General features: G+C 64.6%; 13 protein-coding genes. 2 read left to right on the plus strand and 11 right to left on the minus strand.

The window, feature by feature from the left end:
* Positions 1-181 precede the first annotated feature (181 nt).
* The 9 genes from ACU5E9_RS09245 to rpoB form a co-directional block, all read right to left on the minus strand.
* Positions 182-1411: a type II secretion system F family protein gene (locus ACU5E9_RS09245; protein ID WP_456813296.1), complete on the minus strand. Its 1230-nt coding sequence runs from the start codon at positions 1409-1411 to the stop codon at positions 182-184.
* The gene (locus ACU5E9_RS09250; RefSeq protein ID WP_456813297.1) at positions 1411-2934 is read right to left on the minus strand and encodes a type IV pilus twitching motility protein PilT; all 1524 of its coding nucleotides are present in this window, start codon (positions 2932-2934) and stop codon (positions 1411-1413) included. Before ACU5E9_RS09250 ends, ACU5E9_RS09245 begins: the two co-directional genes overlap by 1 nt.
* 20 nt (positions 2935-2954) lie before the next feature.
* Positions 2955-4628 carry a GspE/PulE family protein gene (locus tag ACU5E9_RS09255; protein WP_456813298.1) on the minus strand — a complete coding sequence of 558 codons (1674 nt, stop codon included), beginning with the start codon at positions 4626-4628 and terminating at the stop codon, positions 2955-2957.
* 220 nt (positions 4629-4848) lie between these two features.
* Positions 4849-5472, minus strand: coding sequence for a hypothetical protein (locus tag ACU5E9_RS09260; protein WP_456813299.1), 624 nt, complete (start codon positions 5470-5472; stop codon positions 4849-4851).
* Positions 5473-5683: 211 nt separating this feature from the next.
* Positions 5684-6364: a hypothetical protein gene (locus ACU5E9_RS09265; protein ID WP_456813300.1), complete on the minus strand. Its 681-nt coding sequence runs from the start codon at positions 6362-6364 to the stop codon at positions 5684-5686.
* 82 nt (positions 6365-6446) lie between these two features.
* The gene (locus ACU5E9_RS09270; protein WP_456813301.1) at positions 6447-7079 is read right to left on the minus strand and encodes a hypothetical protein; all 633 of its coding nucleotides are present in this window, start codon (positions 7077-7079) and stop codon (positions 6447-6449) included.
* Positions 7080-7217: 138 nt separating this feature from the next.
* Positions 7218-10142: a putative bifunctional diguanylate cyclase/phosphodiesterase gene (locus tag ACU5E9_RS09275; RefSeq protein WP_456813302.1), complete on the minus strand. Its 2925-nt coding sequence runs from the start codon at positions 10140-10142 to the stop codon at positions 7218-7220.
* 152 nt (positions 10143-10294) lie between these two features.
* Entirely contained in the window at positions 10295-14191 is a 3897-nt protein-coding gene (locus ACU5E9_RS09280) for a DNA-directed RNA polymerase subunit beta' (RefSeq protein WP_456813303.1), read from the minus strand.
* Positions 14192-14235: 44 nt separating this feature from the next.
* Positions 14236-17727 (minus strand): DNA-directed RNA polymerase subunit beta, encoded by a 3492-nt coding sequence (gene rpoB / locus ACU5E9_RS09285; protein ID WP_456813304.1) that lies wholly within the window; start codon positions 17725-17727, stop codon positions 14236-14238.
* A gap of 362 nt (positions 17728-18089) precedes the next feature.
* On the opposite strand from rpoB, the gene ACU5E9_RS09290 reads away from it, so the two are divergent.
* Positions 18090-18959 carry a spermidine synthase gene (locus tag ACU5E9_RS09290; protein ID WP_456813305.1) on the plus strand — a complete coding sequence of 290 codons (870 nt, stop codon included), beginning with the start codon at positions 18090-18092 and terminating at the stop codon, positions 18957-18959.
* Positions 18960-19093: 134 nt separating this feature from the next.
* Here the strand turns inward: ACU5E9_RS09290 and ACU5E9_RS09295 are convergent, their stop codons facing one another.
* Positions 19094-20065 (minus strand): metallophosphoesterase family protein, encoded by a 972-nt coding sequence (locus ACU5E9_RS09295; RefSeq protein WP_456813306.1) that lies wholly within the window; start codon positions 20063-20065, stop codon positions 19094-19096.
* Between the two features lie 12 nt (positions 20066-20077).
* Positions 20078-21862: a CotH kinase family protein gene (locus tag ACU5E9_RS09300; RefSeq protein WP_456813307.1), complete on the minus strand. Its 1785-nt coding sequence runs from the start codon at positions 21860-21862 to the stop codon at positions 20078-20080.
* 308 nt (positions 21863-22170) lie between these two features.
* On the opposite strand from ACU5E9_RS09300, the gene ACU5E9_RS09305 reads away from it, so the two are divergent.
* The gene (locus ACU5E9_RS09305) at positions 22171-22788 is read left to right on the plus strand and encodes a hypothetical protein (RefSeq protein WP_456813308.1); all 618 of its coding nucleotides are present in this window, start codon (positions 22171-22173) and stop codon (positions 22786-22788) included.
* Positions 22789-22831: the final 43 nt, after the last annotated feature.

Raw genomic sequence — 22831 nt, forward strand, 5'->3', positions numbered from 1 at the left:
CCCGTTCGGACTTGACTAATATTCGCAGGTTATTTTCAGGTTAAATACCAAAACAGTGAGTATTTGCCGATCTCGTGGTTATTCCACCAGGAGTGCCACATCTCTCGCACAGCGCGGTTTCGTATAACCGCCCTCGGCTTGCAGAGTTCTCGGTAAGTCGGCGTGGGAGCTGAGGTTATCGCTATTTGATTACGCTGGCGATGCTGAAGATGGGCATGTACAGAGCAATGACCATGCCACCGATGACCACACCAAGGAATGCGATCAGCAGGGGCTCAATGGCGGCTGTGAGCTGCTCGGTCGAGGCCTGTACCTCCTGGTCATAGAACTGCGCAATCTTGTTGAGCATCGTCTCCAGCGAGCCCGCATCTTCACCTACTGCGATCATTTGCGTGACCATCGCTGGGAAAACAGGCTGAAGCAGGAGCGGAGCCGCGATTGACTGACCCTGGCGAACGGACTCGGCCACCCTGGAAAGTGCGTCTTCGATCACCCAGTTTCCAGAGGTTTCGCCCACGATCTTTAGGGCCGGCAGGATAGGCACACCTGCTCCAATCATGTTTGCGAAATTACGGCTGAAGCGAGCGACAGCAATTTTCTGCAGCAAGGAACCGAAGACGGGCAGTTTTAGCTTGAGGGGATCCAACTTCATGCGGACTCGGAGTGTGTTCTTGTTCGTGCGCCACCAGAGCGCGAACAGTACGCCGACAACCAGGAGAGCGGGCACAACGAAAATCATTGAGTTTGAGATATGCACCAAGATCATTGTGGGGAGAGGGAGCGCGCTGCCAAGGCCTGCAAACATCTCCTCAAAGATAGGGACGATGAAGATCAGCATGATCATCACCGACACCAGGGACATCAGCAAAACGATGACCGGATAGGTCATCGCCGATTTGATTGTTCCGCGTAGCTTGACCTCTTTTTCGAAATTTTCGGCTACCGATTCGAGGGCCCCGTCCAAGAAACCGCCGGTTTCACCGGCTCGGACCATATTGATCATCAACGGGGGGAAGGCCTCGCTATGGTTCGCGAGTGCATCAGATATCGAAATACCGGTCTCGACATCGTCTCGGACCTTCACGAGGATCTTTGTGAGTGGCTTGCTCTCGGTTTGACCCGCAAGAATGTTTAGCGTTCGCAGTAGCGAGAGTCCCGCGCCGATCATTGTTGCCATTTGCCGGCTCATGATCGCTAAATCTTTAAGGCCGACTCCCTTGCTGAGCCCGGGAATATTGATGTCCCGGCTGAGGCCGGTTGCCTCGGGCACTAACGTGAGGGTGATAGGCGTCAGGCCCATGGTGCGCAGGCGAGATATCGCTGCGCCTTCCGAAGAAGCATCGAGCCGACCTTTTGTCGCCTTGCCCTCTGCGTTACGCGCCTTGTAGGCGAAGGCCGAAGTCGTTGGCATCAGTGTCCTCTATCTCCGGAATACGCGTCGCCGAAGTCGATGCCATCGGCCGACATTGGGGAATTTGCTGTGCCTGTCGTTGCTGGGTCAACACGGCGGATCAGCTGAGCGAGGCCCTCCATATCCTGCGCCTTCTCCTCAGCCGACGCGTGGCTAATGACACCGGCGTCGACAAGTTCGGCAAGGTGCTGATCCAGGGTGTGCATACCGAGGGACCGACCAGCCTGCATTGCCGAAGGAATTTGATATGTCTTCCCCTCGCGAATGAGGTTCGCGATTGCGGGGGTGGCGAACATGACCTCCGTGGCGACGACTCGGCCGTCATCGACCCGCTTCACCAACGTCTGACAGACAACCCCTTGCAGGGTCGCAGCCAGCTGGGACCGAACCTGGGCCTGCTGCTCGGGCGGGAAGACGTCGATGAGACGATCAATAGTCTGAGGAGCACTTTGGGTGTGCAAGGTCGCGAAGACCAGGTGACCCGTTTCCGCGGCGGTAATAGCCACGGAGATCGTTTCGAGGTCCCGGAGCTCACCGATGAGGATCACGTCGGGGTCCTGCCGCAGGACATGTTTGAGGGCCGCCGCGAAACTCTTGGTATCGCTGCCCACCTCGCGCTGGTTGACCAGGGACATCCGGTGCTTGTGCAGGAACTCGATCGGGTCTTCCACCGTGACAATGTGGTCGGCGCGCGTGCGGTTGACCTCATCGACTAAGGCGGCGAGGGTCGTGGACTTACCCGAACCAGTGGGCCCGGTAACAAGCACAAGGCCACGCGGCATCGCAGCGAATCGAGCCACCGACTCTGGCATGCCCAGTTCCTTGAGCGGCTTGATTTCTCGCGGAATGAGCCGGAACGCTCCACCGATGGATCCGCGCTGCTGATAGAAGTTCACGCGGAAGCGAGCCCCGTTGGCGGTGTAAGCGAAGTCAAGCTCCAACTCGCGTTCGAACTCCATGCGCTGCGCGGGCGTGAGGATGCTGAGCAGAGCGTTCGAGACCTTGTCGAACGTCCAGCGGTTCGCGTTGTCGAACGGTCGCAGGCTTCCGTTGACCCGAAGGTTAGGCGGGGCGCCGACGGTGATGTGCAGGTCCGAACCGTTCAGATCGAGTACTTCCTGCAGAGCGTTCAGCAGCTCCTGGTCTGGGGCGCCCGGAAGGGTTTCGGGGTGCTGAGCCCTCCGAGCGGCGTCAATTCCTCGCCGCGTGGCGTCGTTTCGCGCCTCTGCCCGTGGGCGGAGCACGTGGGCCGGATTCGCCCCCTCCAATGCGGACCGGGTGAGATCCGGCGGCATCTCTCCGCCATCCCGCGCTGGCTCCGCATGAGTTGGAGACACGGTGACTGTCTGGATCACATCGTCGTACTTGGACTTGAACGGGACCGGTTCGACGGTAGGGTCATCCGCCGGGTCGCGCAGATACCACGGCTCCGGTTCAACGACGCCCCCGGTTTCGGATTCAGCCCCGTCACCGAATGGACCTTGCGGCGGAGTCACCGGGATGTCGTAAATCGGCTGACTCATGTTGTCGTCTTCCCCCTGCATTACGCAACCACTCTCAGAATTTCTTCAATTGATGTCAAACCCAGCCGCGCCTTCGCCCAACCGTCCTCGCGAAGCGTGATCATGCCTTGATCCCGCGCGACACGGGCAATCTCCGCGCTCGAGGAGCGCGAGACGGCGAGTCGCTCGATTTCCTCGGTCACTGTCATGACCTCATGGACCGCGATCCGACCGCGGTAGCCAGTCTTGGAACACTGCGAGCATCCGACGGGCTCATAAATCGTCGGAAGAGGCATGTTGGGGTCGAAGCTAAACCGCAACCGGGTGAGGTCGGCCGAGGTGAGAACGGATGGCTTCTTACACTTGTCACACAAACGCCGGGCCAGTCGTTGCGCCACCACGCAGTCCAGGGCAGAACCGACCAGGAACGGCTCGATGCCCATTTCGGTGAGGCGGGTGATGGCGCTGGGAGCATCGTTGGTGTGCAGGGTCGACAGCACGAGGTGGCCAGTGAGGGAAGCTTCGATCGCAATCTGTGCGGTCTCATGGTCACGGATCTCACCCAGAAGCACAACGTCGGGGTCGCTGCGCAGGATCGAGCGAAGGGCGCTCGCGAACGTCAGGCCCGCCTTGACATTCACCTGAACCTGATTGATCCCGGCCATCCGGTACTCGACCGGATCCTCCACCGTGATCACATTGATTTCGGGGCGGGCCACCGCGCCGAGGGTGGTGTACAGGGTGGTGGACTTGCCGGATCCGGTGGGGCCGGTGATGAGGATCATGCCGTACGGCTTGGAATAGGACGTCTTGTACGCCTCGAAGTTGCGGTCAAGCAGGGCGAGGGCACGGACATCGAGGGTGGTGTTGGAGTTGTCGAGAATTCGCATGACGACCTTCTCGCCCCACACAGTCGGCAACGTTGCCACACGCAGGTCGATCTGCCGGCCGGCGTGCCGAACGGTCATACGGCCGTCCTGCGGCTTGCGGCGCTCGGCGATGTCGATGTCGCTCATAATCTTCAGCCGGGAGATGACACCGTTCTGGATGCTCTTGGGGGCGGTCTGCATCTCGTGCAACACCCCATCGATGCGATAGCGCACCTTCAGGCTGTGCTCGCCAGGTTCGATGTGGATGTCCGACGCGAGGTCCTGGATGGCCTGGCTGACGAGGAGGTTCACGAAGCGAACGATGGGGGCGTCGTCGGCCGCATCGGTGACTCCAAAGGAGGCCTTTTCTGCGGCAGCGGCCGCGTTCTCCTCCTCGAGCGTGGTGGTGAGATCGCTGAGCTCTCCGTCTGCTCGGTGGTAGCGGCTGATGGCGGACAGAAGGTCGGCGCGCTCCGCGACCACCTGGGTGACACGCATCCCTGAGGCTTCACGCACATCGTCCACGGCGAAAACGTTGCCTGGGTCGACCATCGCCAGCACCAGGCGGTTGCCGTCGATCAGGATAGGAAGCACTTCGTGTCGTCGGCATACTGCGACCGGCACAAGCGCGATAGCCAGTCGGTCCACCGGGTACTCGGAAAGCTCGACGAACGGCAGGTTTGCCTGTGCAGCCCGTGCCTTGGCGAACTGCGCCTCGGAAATGACGCCTTCGGCGACCAAGGCGCGCACGGCTGTCTCGTCGGCGGGATCACCGGCCATGAGAGTGTCCAGGACCTCGATGGGCAACAGGCCGTGCAGGATCAGGATCTCCGTGATAGTCGCCAAAACAACCTTCCCTTTCAGGCTGTGGCTGCAGGGAGACGGAGCGCACGCAGCTGATGAACCAGCGCCCGAATGAGATGACGAACTGCCCTGGCCCCGCCGGTGTCATCCGGGGAGGTCGAAGCCTATTTGAACCTTAGCGGCTGGGCTGGCGGATCCTCGTACATCCGGATGTCGGGACGAGTTAGATCAGCGCTCCCGGCCGACCGCGAGAAGCTGGTCGTCAGGCGCCGTTCCACAGGGTCGCGACCATGTCGTGGGTATAACCATCCGGGCCGGCATTGATGAATTGGGTCGCCAACCAGATCCCTCCCCTGAGGAAGTGAGATTGCCCGGAGACGCCCTCGTCGCCACGGGTTTCGGTGATGCAGCGGAGCCCGCCGAGTTCCTCGTAGCAGTTGAGGGCGAGTTCCCGGAGCCGGTTGGCCACGGCCTGGGTCTGTTCCTCGGTCAGCCAGACCAGGTTGGTGACGACGCCGCTGCCTGACGGACCGACCGGACTGACCCAGTGGCAGCTGAGGTGCTCGGCGTTGTTGATCACGGCGAGCAGCTGCGGGTCGTCGGAGCCTTCGCGAACGTCGGTGCCCGGGTCGGTGGTCCACGCGGGATTGAGCACCAGGTCGCCGAAGGCGGCGGCCATGCCGGGGCTGTAGATCTTGTCGCAGGCTTCGGGTTTGGGGGTGCCGGCAGCGACGACGGCGATGGGACCGGTCACCGGCGCGGGGGTTGGCGAGGCGGTGGGCGCGGGACGCGCATCCGGCTCGATTGCGGACTCCGTGGGCGGGTGGGGAGTGAGAACCACCCACACCGCGGCCATGACCACGAGCGCGGTCACGATCGTGCTCAAGATGAATAGCACCGCGAGGCGCCCGGGTGGAATCGTCTGTGCTCCCTGGGCGTGCATACGGCCCCCTCCCCCAGCCCGGTTTCCCGGGCCAATGTGCGGTCAGCATAGACCCGCCCACCCCGAAGCTGGAGGCGGTTGCGCAACGGCCCCGATGGGAGTTCCGTGGACATTTCCCTGCCGAGCAGGAAACAGCGTGCGCCGACCCGCTGCGTCAGTCGTCGGGCCAGAGGTTGTCGACGATGTCGAGGGTATAGCCCGCGGGTCCGGCGTTGGCGTACTGCGTCGAGAGCCAGATGCCGTCGCGCAAGAAGTGCGACTCCCCGACGAAGCCTTCATCCGTCGTTTCTTCGGTGGTGCAGCGCAGGCCCTCTCGCTCGTCGAAGCAGTCGAAGCCCAGCTCGTCGAGGCGATCGGCGGCGGCTTCCCGCTCGTCCGGGTCCACCCACACCACGGCGGTGGCCACCCCGACGTCCGACCCGCCTTCCGCCGTCGTCCAGATGCACTCCAGGGAATCGTTTTGGTCGATGAGCTCACTCAGCTGTTCATCGGCGGGCCGTATGTTCAGGTTTTCGTCCGGGTTGTCGAGCCAATCCGGGTTGAGCACGAGGTTGCCGAACGCTTCCACCATGGCGGGGCTGTACAGCTCCTCGCAGTCGGTGGGCCGCGGCGTGCCGAGTGCGAGCGAGGTCGTGGGCGTCGGGGTGATCGGGGCCGGGGTGCTCGACGGCACCGGGCGGGGCGCATCCGACGCGGTGGGCGTGGCCGCGGGGCGGGGCCAGAGCACGACGATCAGCACGATGGCGACGAGAAGGAGCCCGCCGAGCACGCCGACGAGCACCCGGAGCCGACGATTCGCCGGTGAGGGTGGTGTCGGTGCGTGCGCAGCGCCCACGAGGAACTCCCCAGCCGTTTGGCAACAGCATAGTCCGATGCCCTGGCCGGATCATCGGGCAGTTGGGGGGCTTTACGTGGGGTTAAGCGCCGGCCCAGATGGTCGCGACCATGTCGTGGGTGTAGCCGTCGGGGCCCGAGTTCACGTAGTGCGTGGCCAGCCAGATGCCGTCGCGCAGGAAGTGTGATTCGCCGGCGGAGCCGTCGCTGTCCGACTGCGTCTGCATGACACAACGGATCCCGCCGAGCTCCTCGTAGCAGTTCTGGCCGAGGGCCAGCAGACGCTGGTGGGCGGCCTCGGACTTCTCGGGGGTGACGAAGGCCACGTTCGTGGTGAGGCCACTGTCCGTACCGCCGCCCTCGGCTGCCCAGATGCAGGTCAGGTGGTCGGTGCTCTCGATCAGGGTGGTGAGTTCCTCGTCGGTGGTGCCTGCCTGCAGCACGTCGTCGGAGTCCACCGTCCAGGCAGGGTTGAGGGTGCGGGTGTCACTGAAGGTGGCCAGCATGGTCGGGCTGTAGATCGCGTCGCAGGTGGTGGGGCGCGGGCCGGTCGGGACGGCGGCACTGGCCACGGGAACCGGGGCGGCGGACGCCGTGGGCGTGGGGCGGGTGGAGGTGGGGCCGGTAGCTGTGGGCGTGGCCGCTCCCCCGCGCCAGACCACCAGGGTCACGACGAGCGCGATGACGAGGAGCCCTCCGATTGCGGCCAGGACCACCCAGAGCAGGCGTCGTGACGGTGCACCTGTCGGTGACGTTGCAGCACCCAAAATGACCCCCTCGTAGAGTTTCCTCCACACTATCGGCCACTGCCGGGCCGCCCCGGCAGCCGCGCTGGGCGACGGAGAACTGCGCCGCTAACCGCGCCGGCCGGCACCGCGCGCGGGGAGGGGCTGCAGAAAGCTGACGTTCGGGGCCGCCACCGCACTGGGCTGGGAGAAGAGGTAGCCCTGCCCGTACCGGCAGCCCATGGCCCTGAGCAGATCCCGTTGTTCGACGGTCTCGATGCCTTCGGCGACCACGTCGAGGGCGAGCGAGTCGGCCAGACGCAGGATGCCCTCTACGATGGCCCGGTCGTGCTCGGACCGTTCGACGTCGCGGATGAAGGTGCGGTCGATCTTGAGCAGGTCAACGGTGAAGGCCTTGAGGTGGGTGAAGGAGGAGTACCCGGTGCCGAAGTCGTCGATGGCCAGGCGCACCCCGAGGGCGCGCAGTTCCTGGAAGGTGCGCGCGGCGGAGTCGATCGCCTCGAGCACGGCGCTCTCGGTCAGTTCCAGCCAGAGCTGCTGGGGCGGCAGACCGCTCTCCGCCAGCGCCCGCTTCACCACGGCGCCGAAATCGTCCCGCACGAACTGTTGGGGTGACACGTTCACGCTCACGGACATCCGCCCATCGAGCGCCGTCGCGGTGCGGCAGGCCTGACCGAGCACCGTGCGGCCGATGTCCTTGATCAGACCGACCTCTTCGGCGATGGCGATGAACTCGCCGGGAAACACCAGGCCGAGGTCCGGATGCCGCCAGCGGGCGAGCGCCTCGGTGGCCACGACGGTGCCCTGCTGCAGGTCGACGATCGGCTGAAACCAGGTCTCAATCTGGTTCAGCTGCACCGCATCGCGCAGCGCCAGCTCGGTCTGCAGCCTGCGGTCGATCCGGCCTCGCAGGTCGTCGTCGAAGACCTCGTACCGCGCCCGGCCGCGGTCCTTGGCCATGTACATCGCCTGGTCGGCGTTGCGCAGCACCGACTCGGCATCGTCGTGCCGCAGCCCGAACGCGATGCCGATGCTGGCGTCGACGGATGCCGCCTGGTCACCGACCATGATCGGCTCGGTAATCGCCCGCTGCATGGCATCCGCGATGGCGTGCACATCGTCGATGCTGCCGACGTCGGGGCAGACCACCACGAACTCGTCACCGCCGATGCGGGAGACGGTATCGGTGGACCGGGTGACGCTCTGCAACCGGCTGGCGACCTCGTGCAGCACGGTGTCTCCCGCGTGGTGGCCGAGGCTGTCGTTGACGAACTTGAACCGGTCGAGGTCGATGAACAGCACCGCCACGCCCTGACCGTGATGCACCGACTGCAGCAGGGCCTGGTTGAGCCGGTCAAGCAGCAACAGCCGGTTGGGCAGGTTGGTCAGCGGATCGTGGAAGGCCAGGTGCTCCACACGCGCCTCGGCCAGGCGGCGAGCGGTGATGTCCTCCAGCTGGTACAGCAGCCGCCCGGCCGACTCCCCCGGGTCGATCTCGGCGATGCTGACCTTCACCCAGGTCTCTTCGCCGTCCCCGCGCCGCATCTGCCGATCCATCCGCTGACGGGTGGAGGGACCGGCGGGTTGGCGGAGCTGGTCTGCGCCGTGCGGGTCGGCCGGCATGAAGATCTCGTCGATGCGGCGCGCGACCACGGCGGTGGACCAGCCGGCCAGTTCGACCAGTCTCTTGTTGGCCTCCAGCACCACGCCGTCTGGAGAGACGATGGCCGTGCCGAGCGGGGACGAGGAGAAGGCCGCCTCGAAGCGGGCCCGGGCGGCGGCGGCGGCTTCCTCGGCGTTGTGGAGAGCCGTGATGTCGGTGACAGCGGCCTGATGGCCGAGGATCGTCGTGCCGTCCAGGCCGTGGATGGGCGCGGTGTTGACCTGCACCCAATGCACCTCGCCCTCCGGCGTCTTGAACCGCAGCGTTGCGCTGTACGTCGACCCGGCGGCGACCGCCCCGCCCCATCCCGCGGCCACCCGCAGGATGTCGTCGGGATGGATCGTTTGCGCCCAGCCGTCGCCCAGGGATTCGGTGAGAGTCAGTCCGCTCAGGCCCAACCACTGGTCGTTGGCGCTGAGCAGCCCGCCGTCGGTGTCGAGCTGCACGATGCCGACCGGAGAGATCTTGATGAGGGTGTGCAACCGGTCGGCGAGCTCGGCGAGTTGCTCCGTGCGCCGCCCCACGGCCTGTTCCAGCGTGCGGTTCACCTCGGCGAGGGAGAGCGTCACCTCGTTGCGTTGCGCATCGAGTGACCGCACCCCGAGGGCCGCGATCCACAGCAGGATGGTGCCCAACACCGCCATGCTCACCACGAGAAGCGCGGTGCCTTGGGTGCCGTTGAACAGCCCCGTGCTCTGTGCCGCGAGCGACAGCAGGCCGAGCAGCAACGGGCCGGCGATGGCGAACGGCAGCACGCGGCGCATCAGCGCCCCCGCGCTGCCCTGATCACGCAGCAGCGCGACCAGGCCCACCATGGGCTGCTGCAACAGCACCGACACCGACAGGATGGCGATGCTCACGGCGGTATGCACGGCCACACTTCTGAAGCCGGCCACCGTATACAGCGCCGAGACGCCATATGCGTAGCCGACCAAGGCGATGAGGCTGATCACCAGGGCGGCGAGTGCGGAGGCCTGCAACAGCCGGAACCGGCGCAGCCGGCTGGCGATCACTGCGACCGCGACAAGGGTCAGCCCGACCGCGGTGATCGGCGGCATCCGTGGCTCGACGCCCGCGAGGTCGATACCGGGCACCCAGGCGGCCATGCCGAGCGTGGACCCGAGGAGGTACCCGACCGGTGTGGCGGAGGCGAGCGCAAGCGCGACCGAGCCGAGTGCCACGGCCGTGCGGCGGTGCCCCACCAGCAACGACAACGACAACAGGATGAGGGTGACTGCGGTGAGCGGCATCATCGGGCTGAAACCCGGCACCACGGTGGTCAGCGCGGTCATGCCGGTGTACCAGCCGACCAGGACCATGAGCCCGACAGCGGCGACGAAGCTGGCGCCGATCCGACTGACCATCGCCATGGTGCTGCCCCCAACTGGATGGTGACGCGGTGTGCACCCTCACCCTCAGGTTATCGGGTGGCCGCCGTCTTCTCGGCAGCACGTGCCACAGCGCGGGTTAACGGGGAATGGCCCCCTGCCGAAGCAGGGGGCCATCCGGGCATCACACTCGGTTAGTTGTACGTACCGGGGGTGAAGTCGTCCGACGAGAAGCTGTCGAAGTCGACGAAGCTCAGGTCACCCTCGGTGAACGCTGCATCATCAGTGAAGATGCGGTTCGGGTAACGCTCAGCCTTGGCTTCATCCGTTGCCTCGACGTTGACGTCGCGGTAGCGAGGAAGACCGGTGCCGGCCGGGATCAACTTACCGATGATCACGTTCTCCTTGAGGCCCATCAGCGGGTCGCTCTTGCCTTCCATGGCCGCCTGGGTCAGAACCCGGGTGGTCTCCTGGAAGGAAGCGGCGCTCAGCCACGACTCGGTAGCCAGCGAAGCCTTGGTGATACCCATGACTTCCTGACGAGCCGAAGCCGTCTTCTTGCCCTCGGTGAGCGCGGTGCGGTTGAGTTCGTTGTACTTCAACCGGTCAACGAGCTCGCCCGGCAGCAGGCCGGTGTCGCCGTGCTCCACAACAGTCACCTTGCGAAGCATCTGACGAACGATGACCTCGATGTGCTTGTCGTGAATCGGCACGCCCTGCGAACGGTAGACATCCTGCACGCCACCGACGAGGTGCTTCTGCACCGCGCGGACACCCTTGACACGAAGAACTTCCTTCGGGTCGACGGCGCCGATGATGATCTGCGTGCCGAGCTCCACGTGCTGGCCATCCTCAACGAGGAGGGTTGCACGCTTGAGCACCGGGTAGGCGATGGCTTCGTCACCGTTGTCGGGGGTCAGGATCACCTTTCGGCTACGATCCGTGTCCTCGATGGTGATGCGGCCGGCAACGTCGACGATCGGCGATGCACCCTTGGGGGTACGCGCCTCGAAGAGCTCCTGCACCCGGGGCAGACCCTGGGTGATGTCGTCTGCGGAGGCGGAACCACCGGTGTGGAAGGTACGCATGGTCAGCTGCGTGCCGGGCTCACCGATCGACTGTGCGGCGATGATGCCGACGGCCTCTCCGATGTCCACGAGCAGGCCGGTAGCAAGCGAACGGCCGTAGCAGACCGCACACACACCGACAGCAGACTCGCAAGTCAGCACCGAGCGCACCTTGATGTTCTCGACACCGGCCGCGACCAGCTTCTCGATCATCACGTCGCCGACGTCGTCTCCGGCGTCAGCAACGACCTCGCCCTTGCCGTTGACCGCGGGGGCGGCCAGGCTGCGAGCGTAAACCGCGTTCTCCACGTTCGGGTGACGCGAGAGGTTACCCGCGGCATCCTTCGTGGCGATCGGCAGCTCGAGGCCCTTGGTCGTACCGCAGTCGTCTTCGCGGATGATGACATCCTGCGAGACGTCGACGAGACGACGGGTGAGGTAACCGGAGTCTGCGGTACGCAGAGCGGTGTCGGCCAGACCCTTACGAGCACCGTGAGTAGCAATGAAGTACTCGGCGACGGACAGGCCTTCGCGGTAGCTCGAGATAATCGGGCGAGGGATGATCTCACCCTTCGGGTTGTTAACCAGACCACGCATACCGGCGATGTTTCGCACCTGCAGCCAGTTACCACGAGCACCAGAGGTGACCATCCGGTTGATCGTGTTGTCAGCCGGGAAGTTCGCCTGCATGGCCGCGGCGACGTCTTCGGTCGCCTTGGTCCAGATCTGGATGAGCTCCTGACGACGCTCGAGGTCGGTCGTGAGACCCTTCTCGAACTGCGTCTGGACCTTCGCGGCCATCTTCTCGTACGTACCGACGATCTCCTTCTTGTTCGGAGGCGTCAGGATGTCGGAGAGTGCAACGGTCACACCCGAGCGAGTGGCCCAGTAGAAGCCGGCGTCCTTGATGCGGTCCAGCGTTGCCGCTACTTCCACCTTCGGGTACCGCTCTGCCAGGTCGTTCACGATCGCCGAGAGGGTGCCCTTGTCGGCAACCTTCTCGAAGTACGGGTAGTCGGCCGGCAGCGCCTCGTTGAAGATGGCGCGGCCCAGCGTGGTGTTCACCAGCACGGTACCGACGGCCTGACCGTCGACCAGCTCGACACCATCGGGCTGGGTGCCCTCGGTGAAGTACAGGTCGCTGATGCGGATGCGCACCTTGGCGTTGAGGTCGAGCGACTTCTGGTCGTGGGCCAGGATGGCCTCCGAGACAGAGGTGAACGCGCGGCCCTCGCCGGTGACGCCTTCCTTGAGCGTGGTCAGGTGGTGCAGACCGATGATCATGTCCTGGGTGGGCAGGGTCACCGGGCGACCGTCGGACGGCTTCAGGATGTTGTTCGAGGCGAGCATCAGGATGCGCGCTTCGGCCTGGGCCTCCATCGACAGCGGCAGGTGCACAGCCATCTGGTCACCGTCGAAGTCGGCGTTGAACGCCGCACAGACGAGGGGGTGCAGCTGGATGGCCTTACCCTCCACGAGCTGAGGTTCGAAGGCCTGGATACCGAGGCGGTGCAGCGTGGGTGCACGGTTCAGCAGAACCGGGCGCTCACGGATGATCTCCTCGAGCACGTCCCAAACCTGCGGGCGGCTGCGCTCGACCATGCGCTTGGCGGCCTTGATGTTCTGAGCGTGGCTCAGGTCGATCAGGCGCTTGATCACGAACGGCTTGAAGAGCTCCAGCGCCATCTGCTTGGGCAGACCACACTGGTGCAGCTTCAGCTGCGGGCCGACAATGATGACCGAACGGCCAGAGTAGTCAACGCGCTTACCGAGCAGGTTCTGACGGAACCGACCCTGCTTACCCTTGAGCATGTCGCTCAGGGACTTGAGGGCGCGGTTACCGGTACCCGTGACGGGACGGCCACGACGACCGTTGTCGAAGAGCGCGTCAACGGCCTCCTGCAGCATCCGCTTCTCGTTGTTCACGATGATCTCGGGGGCACCGAGGTCAAGCAGACGACGCAGACGGTTGTTGCGGTTGATTACACGACGGTAGAGGTCGTTGAGGTCAGAGGTCGCGAAGCGGCCACCGTCGAGCTGCACCATCGGGCGCAGTTCCGGCGGGATGACCGGCACGACGTCGAGCACCATCGCGGCCGGCGAGTTGCCGGTCATGATGAAGGCGTTGACGACGCGCAGACGCTTGATGGCGCGGATCTTCTTCTGACCCTTGCCCTCGGCGATCTGCAGGTGCAGGTTTTCGCTCTCGGTGACCAGGTCGAACGCCTCGAGGCGCTTCTTGATGGCCTCGGCGCCCATGTAGGCCTCGAAGTACATGCCGAAGCGGTCCTGGAGCTCGTGGAAGACGGAGTCTTCCGGCTTCAGGTCGCCGACCTTGAGGGTGCGGAAGTCTTCCCACACACGCTCGAGGTGAGCGATCTGCTCGTCCAGGGCCTTGCGAACCTGGGACATCTCCTTCTCGGCGGCGTCCTTGGTGCGCTTCTTCTGGTCGCTCTTGGCGCCTTCGGCCTCCAGTGCTGCGAGGTCGGTTTCGAGGCGCTGCAGGCGGTCGGCGATGCGGGAGTCGCGGCTGCCTTCGAGAGTCTTGATCTCGAGGCGCAGTTCGTTCTCCAGCCCAGGCATGTCCTGGTGGCGACCGTCTTCGTCAACCTCGATGACCATGTAGGCGGCGAAGTAGATGACCTTTTCGAGGTCCTTCGGAGCCATGTCCAGCAGGTAACCGAGACGCGAGGGCACACCCTTGAAGTACCAGATGTGAGTAACGGGGGCGGCGAGCTCGATGTGGCCCATGCGCTCACGGCGCACCGACGACTTCGTGACCTCTACGCCACAGCGCTCACAAACGATGCCTTTGAAGCGCACTCGCTTGTACTTGCCGCACGAGCACTCCCAGTCGCGGGACGGTCCGAAGATCTGCTCTCCGAAGAGGCCATCCTTTTCGGGCTTGAGCGTGCGGTAGTTGATGGTTTCGGGCTTCTTGACCTCACCGTGCGACCAACGACGGATGTCGTCAGCGGTGGCCAGGCCAATGCGAAGCTCGTCAAATGTTGTTACGTCGAGCAATTTCTCTCCTTGGAAAGTTTTCGAGTATTCGTCAGTGGCCAGGCTTAGATGTCGTCAATTGAAGACGACTCAAACCGGGTGGAAATGTTGATGCCCAGCTCCTCCGCTGCGCGGAAGACCTCGTCATCCGTGTCGCGCAGGCTGACTGCGGTTCCATCGGCCGAGAGCACCTCGACGTTCAGGCACAGCGACTGCATTTCCTTGATCAGAACCTTGAAGCTCTCGGGGATACCGGGTTCCTGAATGTTCTCGCCCTTGACGATGGCTTCGTACACCTTGACGCGGCCGAGGATGTCGTCCGACTTGATGGTCAGGAGTTCCTGCAGGGCGTAAGCGGCTCCATATGCTTCGAGCGCCCACACCTCCATCTCACCGAAACGCTGTCCACCGAACTGCGCCTTACCACCCAGCGGCTGCTGCGTGATCATGGAGTACGGACCCGTCGAGCGTGCGTGGATCTTGTCGTCGACAAGGTGGTGCAGCTTCAGGATGTACATGTATCCGACCGCGATGGGCATCGGGTACGGCTCGCCGGAGCGGCCGTCGAACAGCTGCGTCTTTCCGGTCGAGTCGATCAGGCGGTCGCCGTCACGAGTCAGAGTCGTCGAGTCGAGCAGACCGGCGATTTCCTCCTCGAGCGCGCCGTCGAATACCGGGGTCGCAACCTTGGTGTTCGGGGCGGCGCTGTGCGCGGCTTCGGGAAGACGGCCGGCCCACTTGGGCTTGCCCTCAACCTGCCAGCCCTGCTTGGCGATCCATCCGAGGTGGGTCTCCAGGACCTGGCCGAAGTTCATTCGACCGGGGATGCCCAGCGGGTTCAGGATGATGTCGACCGGGGTTCCGTCGGCGAGGAACGGCATGTCCTCGACCGGCAGGATCTTGGAGATGACACCCTTGTTGCCGTGACGACCGGCGAGCTTGTCACCCTCGGTGATCTTGCGCTTCTGGGCGATGAAGACCACAACGCGCTGGTTGACGCCCGAGCCGAGCTCGTCGTCGCCATCCTGCGAGTCGAAGACCTTGACACCGATGATGGTGCCACGCTCACCGTGGGGAACCTTCAGCGAGGTGTCGCGAACTTCGCGGCTCTTCTCGTTGAAGATCGCGCGCAGCAGGCGCTCCTCAGCGGACAGCTCGGTCTCGCCCTTCGGCGTGACCTTGCCCACGAGGATGTCGCCGGGGCGAACCTCGGCACCGATGCGGATGATGCCGCGCTCGTCCAGGTCTGCAAGCAGGTCCGGGGAGACGTTCGGCAGGTCGCGGGTGATCTCTTCCTTGCCCAGCTTGGTGTCGCGCGCGTCAACTTCGTACTCTTCGATGTGAATCGAGGAGAGAACGTCGTCCTTCACCAGGTTCTGGCTCAGGATGATGGCGTCCTCGAAGTTGTGACCCTCCCATGACATGAATGCCACGAGGAGGTTCTTTCCGAGTGCGAGCTCGCCCTGGTCGGTAGCGGGACCATCGGCGATGACCTCGCCGGCCTCGATACGGTCGCCGGCGTTGACGATGACACGGTGGTTGTAGCTGGTGCCCTGGTTGGAGCGGCTGAACTTGCGCAGGTAGTAGTCCTGCGTTCCACCCTCGTCGAGCTGGATGGTGACGACGTCAGCCGACACCTCCATGACCACACCGGACTTCTGTGCGGTGAGCACGTCGCCGGCGTCGATGGCCGCGAAGCCCTCCATACCGGTTCCGACCAGCGGGCTGTCGCTGAGCAGCAGCGGCACAGCCTGACGCTGCATGTTGGCACCCATGAGTGCGCGGTTAGCATCGTCGTGCTCGAGGAAGGGGATGAGCGAGGTCGCGACCGACACCATCTGGCGCGGCGAAACATCCATGTAGCCGATGTCTTCTGCGGGGAAGAGGTCAACCTCTCCACCCTTCTTACGGGCCAGAACACGGCCTTCAGCGAAGCGGGCAGCCTTGGTCAGCGGGGCGTTGGCCTGCGCGACGATGTACTCGTCTTCCTCACTCGCGGTGAGGTAGTCGATCGTCGTGGAGACGACACCGTCGATGACGCGACGGTACGGGGTCTCGATGAAACCGAAGGCGTTGATCCGCGCGAACGAGGCGAGCGAACCGATCAGGCCGATGTTCGGGCCTTCCGGGGTTTCAATCGGGCACATGCGGCCGTAGTGGGACGGGTGAACGTCTCGCACCTCGACGCCGGCACGGTCACGGGACAGACCACCCGGGCCCAGCGCGGACAGGCGACGCTTGTGCGTGAGGCCTGCGAGCGGGTTGTTCTGGTCCATGAACTGCGACAGCTGCGACGTACCGAAGAACTCCTTGATCGCGGCGACGACGGGGCGCACGTTGATCAGGGTCTGCGGGGTGATCGCTTCGATGTCCTGCGTGGTCATGCGCTCGCGAACGACGCGCTCCATGCGGGACAGGCCGGTGCGGACCTGGTTCTGGATGAGCTCGCCGACGGCGCGGATACGACGGTTACCGAAGTGGTCGATGTCGTCGATGTCGATGCGGATGTCCGTCTCGACGCCGTCGCGCTTGCCGCGGATCGTGGTCTGGTTGTCGTGCAGCGCAACCAGGTACTTGATCGTGGCCAGGATGTCCTGGAGCGTGAGGACGGAGTCGCTCAGCGGAGCCTCGAGGCCCAGCTTGCGGTTGATCTTGTAACGACCAACCTTGGCCAGGTCGTAGCGCTTGGAGTTGAAGAAGAAGTTGTCCAGCAGCGCACGTGCGGCCTCGGCGGCAACCTGCTCGCCCGGGCGCAGCTTGCGGTAGATGTCCTTGAGGGCTTCTTCCTTCGTGAGGATGTTGTCCTTCTCGAGGGTGAGCTCGATGGACGCGAAGCCCTTGAACTCCTCGAGGATCTCTTCGGAGGTGAGTCCGAGAGCCTTGAGGAACACCGTGACGGACTGCTTGCGCTTGCGGTCGATGCGAACGCCGACCTGGTCGCGCTTGTCGATCTCGAACTCGAGCCAGGCACCACGGCTCGGGATGACGCGGGCGGAGTAGATGTCCTTGTCGGAGGTCTTCTCCTGCTCACGGTTGAAGTACACACCCGGGGAGCGCACCAGCTGCGACACGACGACACGCTCGGTGCCGTTGATCACGAAGGTGCCCTTGGGGGTCATCAGCGGGAAGTCGCCCATGAACACGGTCTGGGTCTTGATCTCACCGGTGAGGTGGTTCATGAACTCAGCGTTCACGTACAGCGGTGCGGAATAGGTCTTGCCCTTTTCCTTGCACTCGTCGATCGTGTACTTCTCCGGCTCGAGCTCCGGGTTGGTGAACGACAGCTGCATCGTTTCGCTGAGGTCTTCGATCGGAGAAATCTCCTCGAAGATCTCGTCGAGACCGGTGCGGGTCGGCAGGTCCTGTCGTCCGGCAGCCTGGGCCTCGGCGACGCGAGCCTTCCAGATGTCGTTGCCGACGAGCCAGTCGAAGCTCTCGGTCTGCAAAGCGAGCAGATCGGGAACCGTCAGGTTGTCGGTGATCTTTGCGAACGAAAGACGGCCAGCAGCTCGTCCGTTCTTGGGTGAATTGGTGGTTGCGTTGCGCGCAGCAGCCAAGGAAGTAACCTCCGTGGACCCCGTCAGGTCTAATCACTGTTAGTAATTTGGGATGGACTCCGCAGATCCTGAGCAGGGATGCCTATCCGCGATATGAGGACATCCGGCTCAGAAATGTGCTGCAAGGTGGCTTGAGCACGCAAAGCCGACCGCAATATGAAGGCAGAGTTAAATCTGGGAGCGCAAAGGTCAACTATATGCCCTTGTGGCGCCCGTGTCTACTGCAATGTTGACCTTCGCGAAATTCTCAGGTATAACCCGGTTTCGCACGAGCCGGCTGGAGCGGCTGGGCGTCTTCGCGAGTTGCTCCATTCTGCACCATCCACGCGGATACCGCTGCACGGGGCTGTCAGACTGGGGGAATGAGCAGGGGCGAGCACGAACATCCGACGATCACGCTGAAACTGAGCGGGCACCAGGCCGTCATCGAGCCCGACCGGTTCACCCCGGGCAGCTACCAGCTGGTGGTGGACGGCACGCCGCAGTCGCACGTGAACATCGACAACCCCGACGAGCTGTTCTTCGAGTACATCCAGCGCATCGGGCACGTCATCGACCTGATCGGCGACCCGGGCGAGCCGATCACGGCCGTGCACCTGGGCGCCGGCGCGCTCACCCTCCCCCGCTACGTGGAGGCGACCCGGCCGGGTTCGCGCCAGCAGGTGGTGGAGATCGAAAGCGACCTCATCGATTTCGTGCGCGCCGAGCTGCCCTGGGACAAGCGCGCCAACCTGCGGGTGCGGCACGGCGACGCCCGTGAGGTGCTCGGCAAGCTGCCCGCCGGGTTGCACGGCTCGGTGGACCTCGTGGTCGTGGACATCTTCTCCGGCGCCCGCACCCCCGCGCACGTCACCAGCCGGGAGTTTTACGAGCTCGCCGCTCCGCTGCTCTCTCCCCGCGGCGTGCTGGCCGTGAACGTGGCGGATGGGCCGGGCCTCGCCTTCGCCCGCGCCCAGGCCGCGACCCTCTCCGCGGTGTTCGGGCACGTCATCGGCCTGGCCGAGACGCAGGTGCTCAAGGGGCGCCGGTTCGGCAACATCGTCTTCGTCGCCGCGCACACCCCGCTGGACCTGCACTGGGTGCCGCGGCTGCTGGCCGGCGGCCCGCATCCGGCCAAGGTGGTCGAGGGCGCCGAGCTCAAGCAGTTCATGTCGGCCGCGTCGGTGGCCACGGATGCGACGGCGACGCCCTCGCCCCTGCCCGGCCGCACGGTCTTCCAGATCGGCAACTGAGCCGCACCCCTCCCCGCCCGCCCGGCGCTCCCCGCCGCCCAACTGTTCCCACTGCGGACAAATGGTCCCGGCACACCGGGTGCAATTGTCCGCACGGGCAACAGTTGCCGGCCGCACCTCGTGCGGCGGCGCGCCTAGCGGATGAGGCGGATGGTGTCGCCGAGCGTTGCCGTGCCGTCAGCATCCTGCCGGTAGTACTGCAGCACGAACTGCTCGGCCGTCGCCTCGATCAGGCTCGCCCCGGTCCCATCCAGGCAGAGCCGGCTGCCCTCGCGCAGCGCGACGGGACACGGGCGGAAGTTGGCCGTGCCACCGAGGCCGGCCGTGAGGTAGTGCAGGCCATCGACGACGACGTCCTCATAGATGTGCTGATGGCCGGCGATGACGATATCGGCGCCCCACCCGGCGTAGTCCCAGCCGGCGGTGGGCCGCATCTCCCGGTTGTCGTCGTGTACGCCGGACGTGTACGCGGGGCGGTGAAACAACACCACATTCCAGGCATCCGGTCGGGCCGCACGCTGGTCAGACAGGGCTGCCTTCAACCAGGTCCGCTGGATCTCCAACTCCGCGGGAGTGGTCTCACTGTCCAGCACGAAGAGCGTGACGTCGCCGACATCCTGCGTGTACCAGCGCTGCTGAGGGTCGGCGGCCGTACTGAGGTACGGGAAGGCAGCGCGGTACGCGTCGAGCCCGGCACCCGCATCGGTGTAGTCGTGGTTGCCGAGCGTGGGCCACAGCGGGGGCGTGCCCTGCCCGTTCCGACCGTGGTCGAAGTAGCCCCAGACCGATTCGTCATACGGAATACAGCCCTCAACCTGCTGGGTGTTGTCCCCGGCCGTCACGATCGCGTCCACGTCCCACGCGGCAACCTGATCCGCCGCCCACTGTTCGCCGGCGTCGCAGGTTCCGAAGTCGGAGATCAGCGCCAGCCGGGTCGCCGGCGGTGGCGGCGGCGCGGTGTTTTCCGAGGGTCCCGGGTCGGAATTCGCGGGAGAGACGAACACGCATCCGGCCAGAACAAGAGCAGCGGCCACGGAGGCGAGCACGCTCGCACCGGTTCGGCGGGCGCGTCGCCCCTTGCCCGCTCTCGACATTTGAGTGCTCACCGGTGCCAGTTTCTAGGGCAGTGACGGGAGCGTCGGTGTCGCTTTGGCGAGCAGGCGCACCTGGATCGCCTCGATCCGCTTCCCCTGGCCCGTCGTGCCCGCTGTCGCACCGTTACTCACCCACGACTGCCATCCCACGTCCTGCACGTGGGTGCGGTAGGAGATGTCGTACTGGGACGCCAGCGCACCGGTCAGCCGGAACTGGATTGCCTCCATCCGCAGGCTGAGGCCGGTTGTCCCGACGCGGGCGGCCGTATGCCAGTCCAGCCAGCCGAGGTTCTCGACGTGGGCGTTGGCCTGAATGTTCGCGATCGCAGTGGATCCCGGTGTCTCGAGCATGAATGCTTCGGTCCGCAGGGACTGACCGATCGTGCCGGCCACCTGCCCGGTGTTCACTTTCCGTTGCCAACCGATGTTCTGCAGGTGGGATTGGTAGCGGAGCATCGGTGTCGCGCCCTGCTCCTTGATGAAGATTCTGGCTCGGGTGGTGACCCAGTCGCGGAGGTAACCGACCTCGCCGGCGTACGTGCTGTGGTAGTCCTTGCCGCCGGGGATCAGCAGCGTCGGCGTGCCCAGGATGCGCCAGACGGCGAAGTTCTGGGCGGCGGAGGCTTTGATCTCGTTCTCCCAGCGGGTGATCTTGGCCGGCATCAGGCCCACCTGGTTGGAGATGCCCGCTTGCCACATCTGGTTTGCCCGAATGACGAAGTCCTTGGAACGGAACAGGTCAACGAAGAAGCCGTTGCCGTGCTGCTGCAGGATCTGTGCGTTCTTCGCGTAGTCCGCCTTCGGATCCGAGCCGAGGTGCCGAGCGCGGTCGAAGTTGCCCAATGCCGTGTCGAAGTCCCACACTGGTCCGGCGTACAGCTTGGTACCGGGCCCGTTCTTGTAGAAGTAGATGCTCGACTGCGTGATCTCGGGATTGGCCGTCTGTTCCATCACGTAGTAGAACTTCACGAATGAGTCGACGTCGATCAAGGCGCTCAGCGCAGCCCAGTCGACCTGCGGCGCGGCCAGTATCGCGTCCACCGTGTTCAGGGTGCTCTTCATGTCGTTCCAGCCGGCCACGGTGTCGGCGGGAAGCGAACCCTCATCGGGGTCCGGAACGCCGGCTTTCGCGTCCTTCAGGACGAAGAGGGACTTGCTGGTCGCGGTCGTGAATTTGTAGGGTTCGGCCGCGCCGTAGCTGTTGTCCAGCTCGACCAGCACGCCTTGATTGTTCCCGAGGTCGACGCGGTTCTTCTTGACCTCGGTCTTCTCACTGACCAGGTAGTTGCCGAGATACGTGCCGTTGACACGCAGGTCGACCCATTTGGATTCCGGGGAGTACGCCAGCCCGATGGAAGCGGCCAGGTCGAAGGCAGCCTTGTTGCGCATCAGGGATGCGTCGGCGGCGTTCGCGAGAAGGATCCACGTCTTGGAGGGGGCCATGCCGAGAAGAGCGGTGTTCTCCTCGAACTTGATCTGGTACGGCTTCTTGGCCAGTTTCCAGGTGTGGTTGCCACGGCCCTTGATCTCGCCGGGAACCGGGACGGAGATGGTGTTCACCCCGGCAGGGTCCTCGACCGTCATCGTCGTCGCGACTTCGTTGTCCTTGGATGCGTGCACGTAGCTCAGCGTGTTGTGCGAGGCGTTCGGGTCGCTGAGGGTGATGTTCAGGGTCGGCAGGTTCGGTGTCTGTGGTGCGGCGGTGGCGGGGGGCGGGGCACCGACCGTTACGAGGGTGATGGTGAGGGCGGCGGTCAGGCTGAGGGCCAAGGTTCGCAGGGCCAGACCCTCCCTGGACAGGGTGTGCATGGGTGGGTCCTTTCGTGTTGCTCCGTTGCAAACGGAACCGGAGCCGGTGAGACAGGGCCGGTGTCGGCTTTGACGACCGTGTCCGCCTCGATGCACACAACGTACGCCCGCCCTGAGGAATGCTCAGGTCAGTGGGCGGGGCTTGCGGATGCACCGAAAGGGGGTCTCGTCACCGACGGCGCCTCGGTTGCGGGGGCGCGCGGCCGGCAACACGCCCGGACGGACGGCCGAGGCACAGCGCCTCCGGTGAATTGATTCGCTGTGGAACCCGGGCCCGGGCCGAAACGGCTCAGCCACACCCCTCCCGCTTGCCGGATCGGTGCCCCGGCCGGGTTACTCTGGAAGGGAACCCGACCTCCCTCGCGGCACCCCTCGGCCGCCCTGTCAAGGACACCATCCTGACCATCATCACTGGCTACGACGCCGTCACCCTCCGGGAAAAAGTCGACCTCCCCGCAGCATCCGACCGTCTCAATGACCTCGGCAAGCTCCGCAGCCTCTCGGCGCTCAACGAGAAGGTCACGCTGCTGCGCCTGCTCGACCGGTTGGACGAGGCGTTCGAGATCGCCAACCAGGCCCTGCGCCAGGCCCGGTTCACCGGTGACCGGCAGGACTTCGTGCTGTGCCGCATCCGCCGTGCCCAGGTCATGCAGTTCCAGGACAAGCTCGAGGAAGCCGCCGCGGAGCTGACCCAGTGCATTCTCGAGTCGGAAACCCATGAGTGGACCATCACGGCCGCGTTCGCCCGGGAAACCCGCGGCAAGGTGCACTTCGACCAGCACGACCTGGAGAACGCCCTCACCGACTTCAAGGCCGCGGTGTTTCTGCGGGACAAGGCCGGCGCATCCCCCGATGACCTGGAGAGTGCGCTGATCGCGGTCGCCGTGGTCGAGTCCTTCATCGGCGAGCGCCGCCTGCCCCGCTGACCTGAGTCACCCCGCCCGCCGCTCTCGACGAGTTGCGCGGGCT

The organism is Cryobacterium sp. AP23, from assembly GCF_054075385.1.

Coding starts and splice junctions, on each gene's coding strand:
- ACU5E9_RS09245 (WP_456813296.1), bottom strand. CDS start 1,411: ATGCCAACGACTTCGGCCTTCGCCTACAAGGCGCGTAACGCAGAGGGC.
- ACU5E9_RS09250 (WP_456813297.1), bottom strand. CDS start 2,934: ATGAGTCAGCCGATTTACGACATCCCGGTGACTCCGCCGCAAGGTCCA.
- ACU5E9_RS09275 (WP_456813302.1), bottom strand. CDS start 10,142: ATGGCGATGGTCAGTCGGATCGGCGCCAGCTTCGTCGCCGCTGTCGGG.
- ACU5E9_RS09290 (WP_456813305.1), top strand. CDS start 18,090: ATGAGCAGGGGCGAGCACGAACATCCGACGATCACGCTGAAACTGAGC.
- ACU5E9_RS09300 (WP_456813307.1), bottom strand. CDS start 21,862: ATGCACACCCTGTCCAGGGAGGGTCTGGCCCTGCGAACCTTGGCCCTC.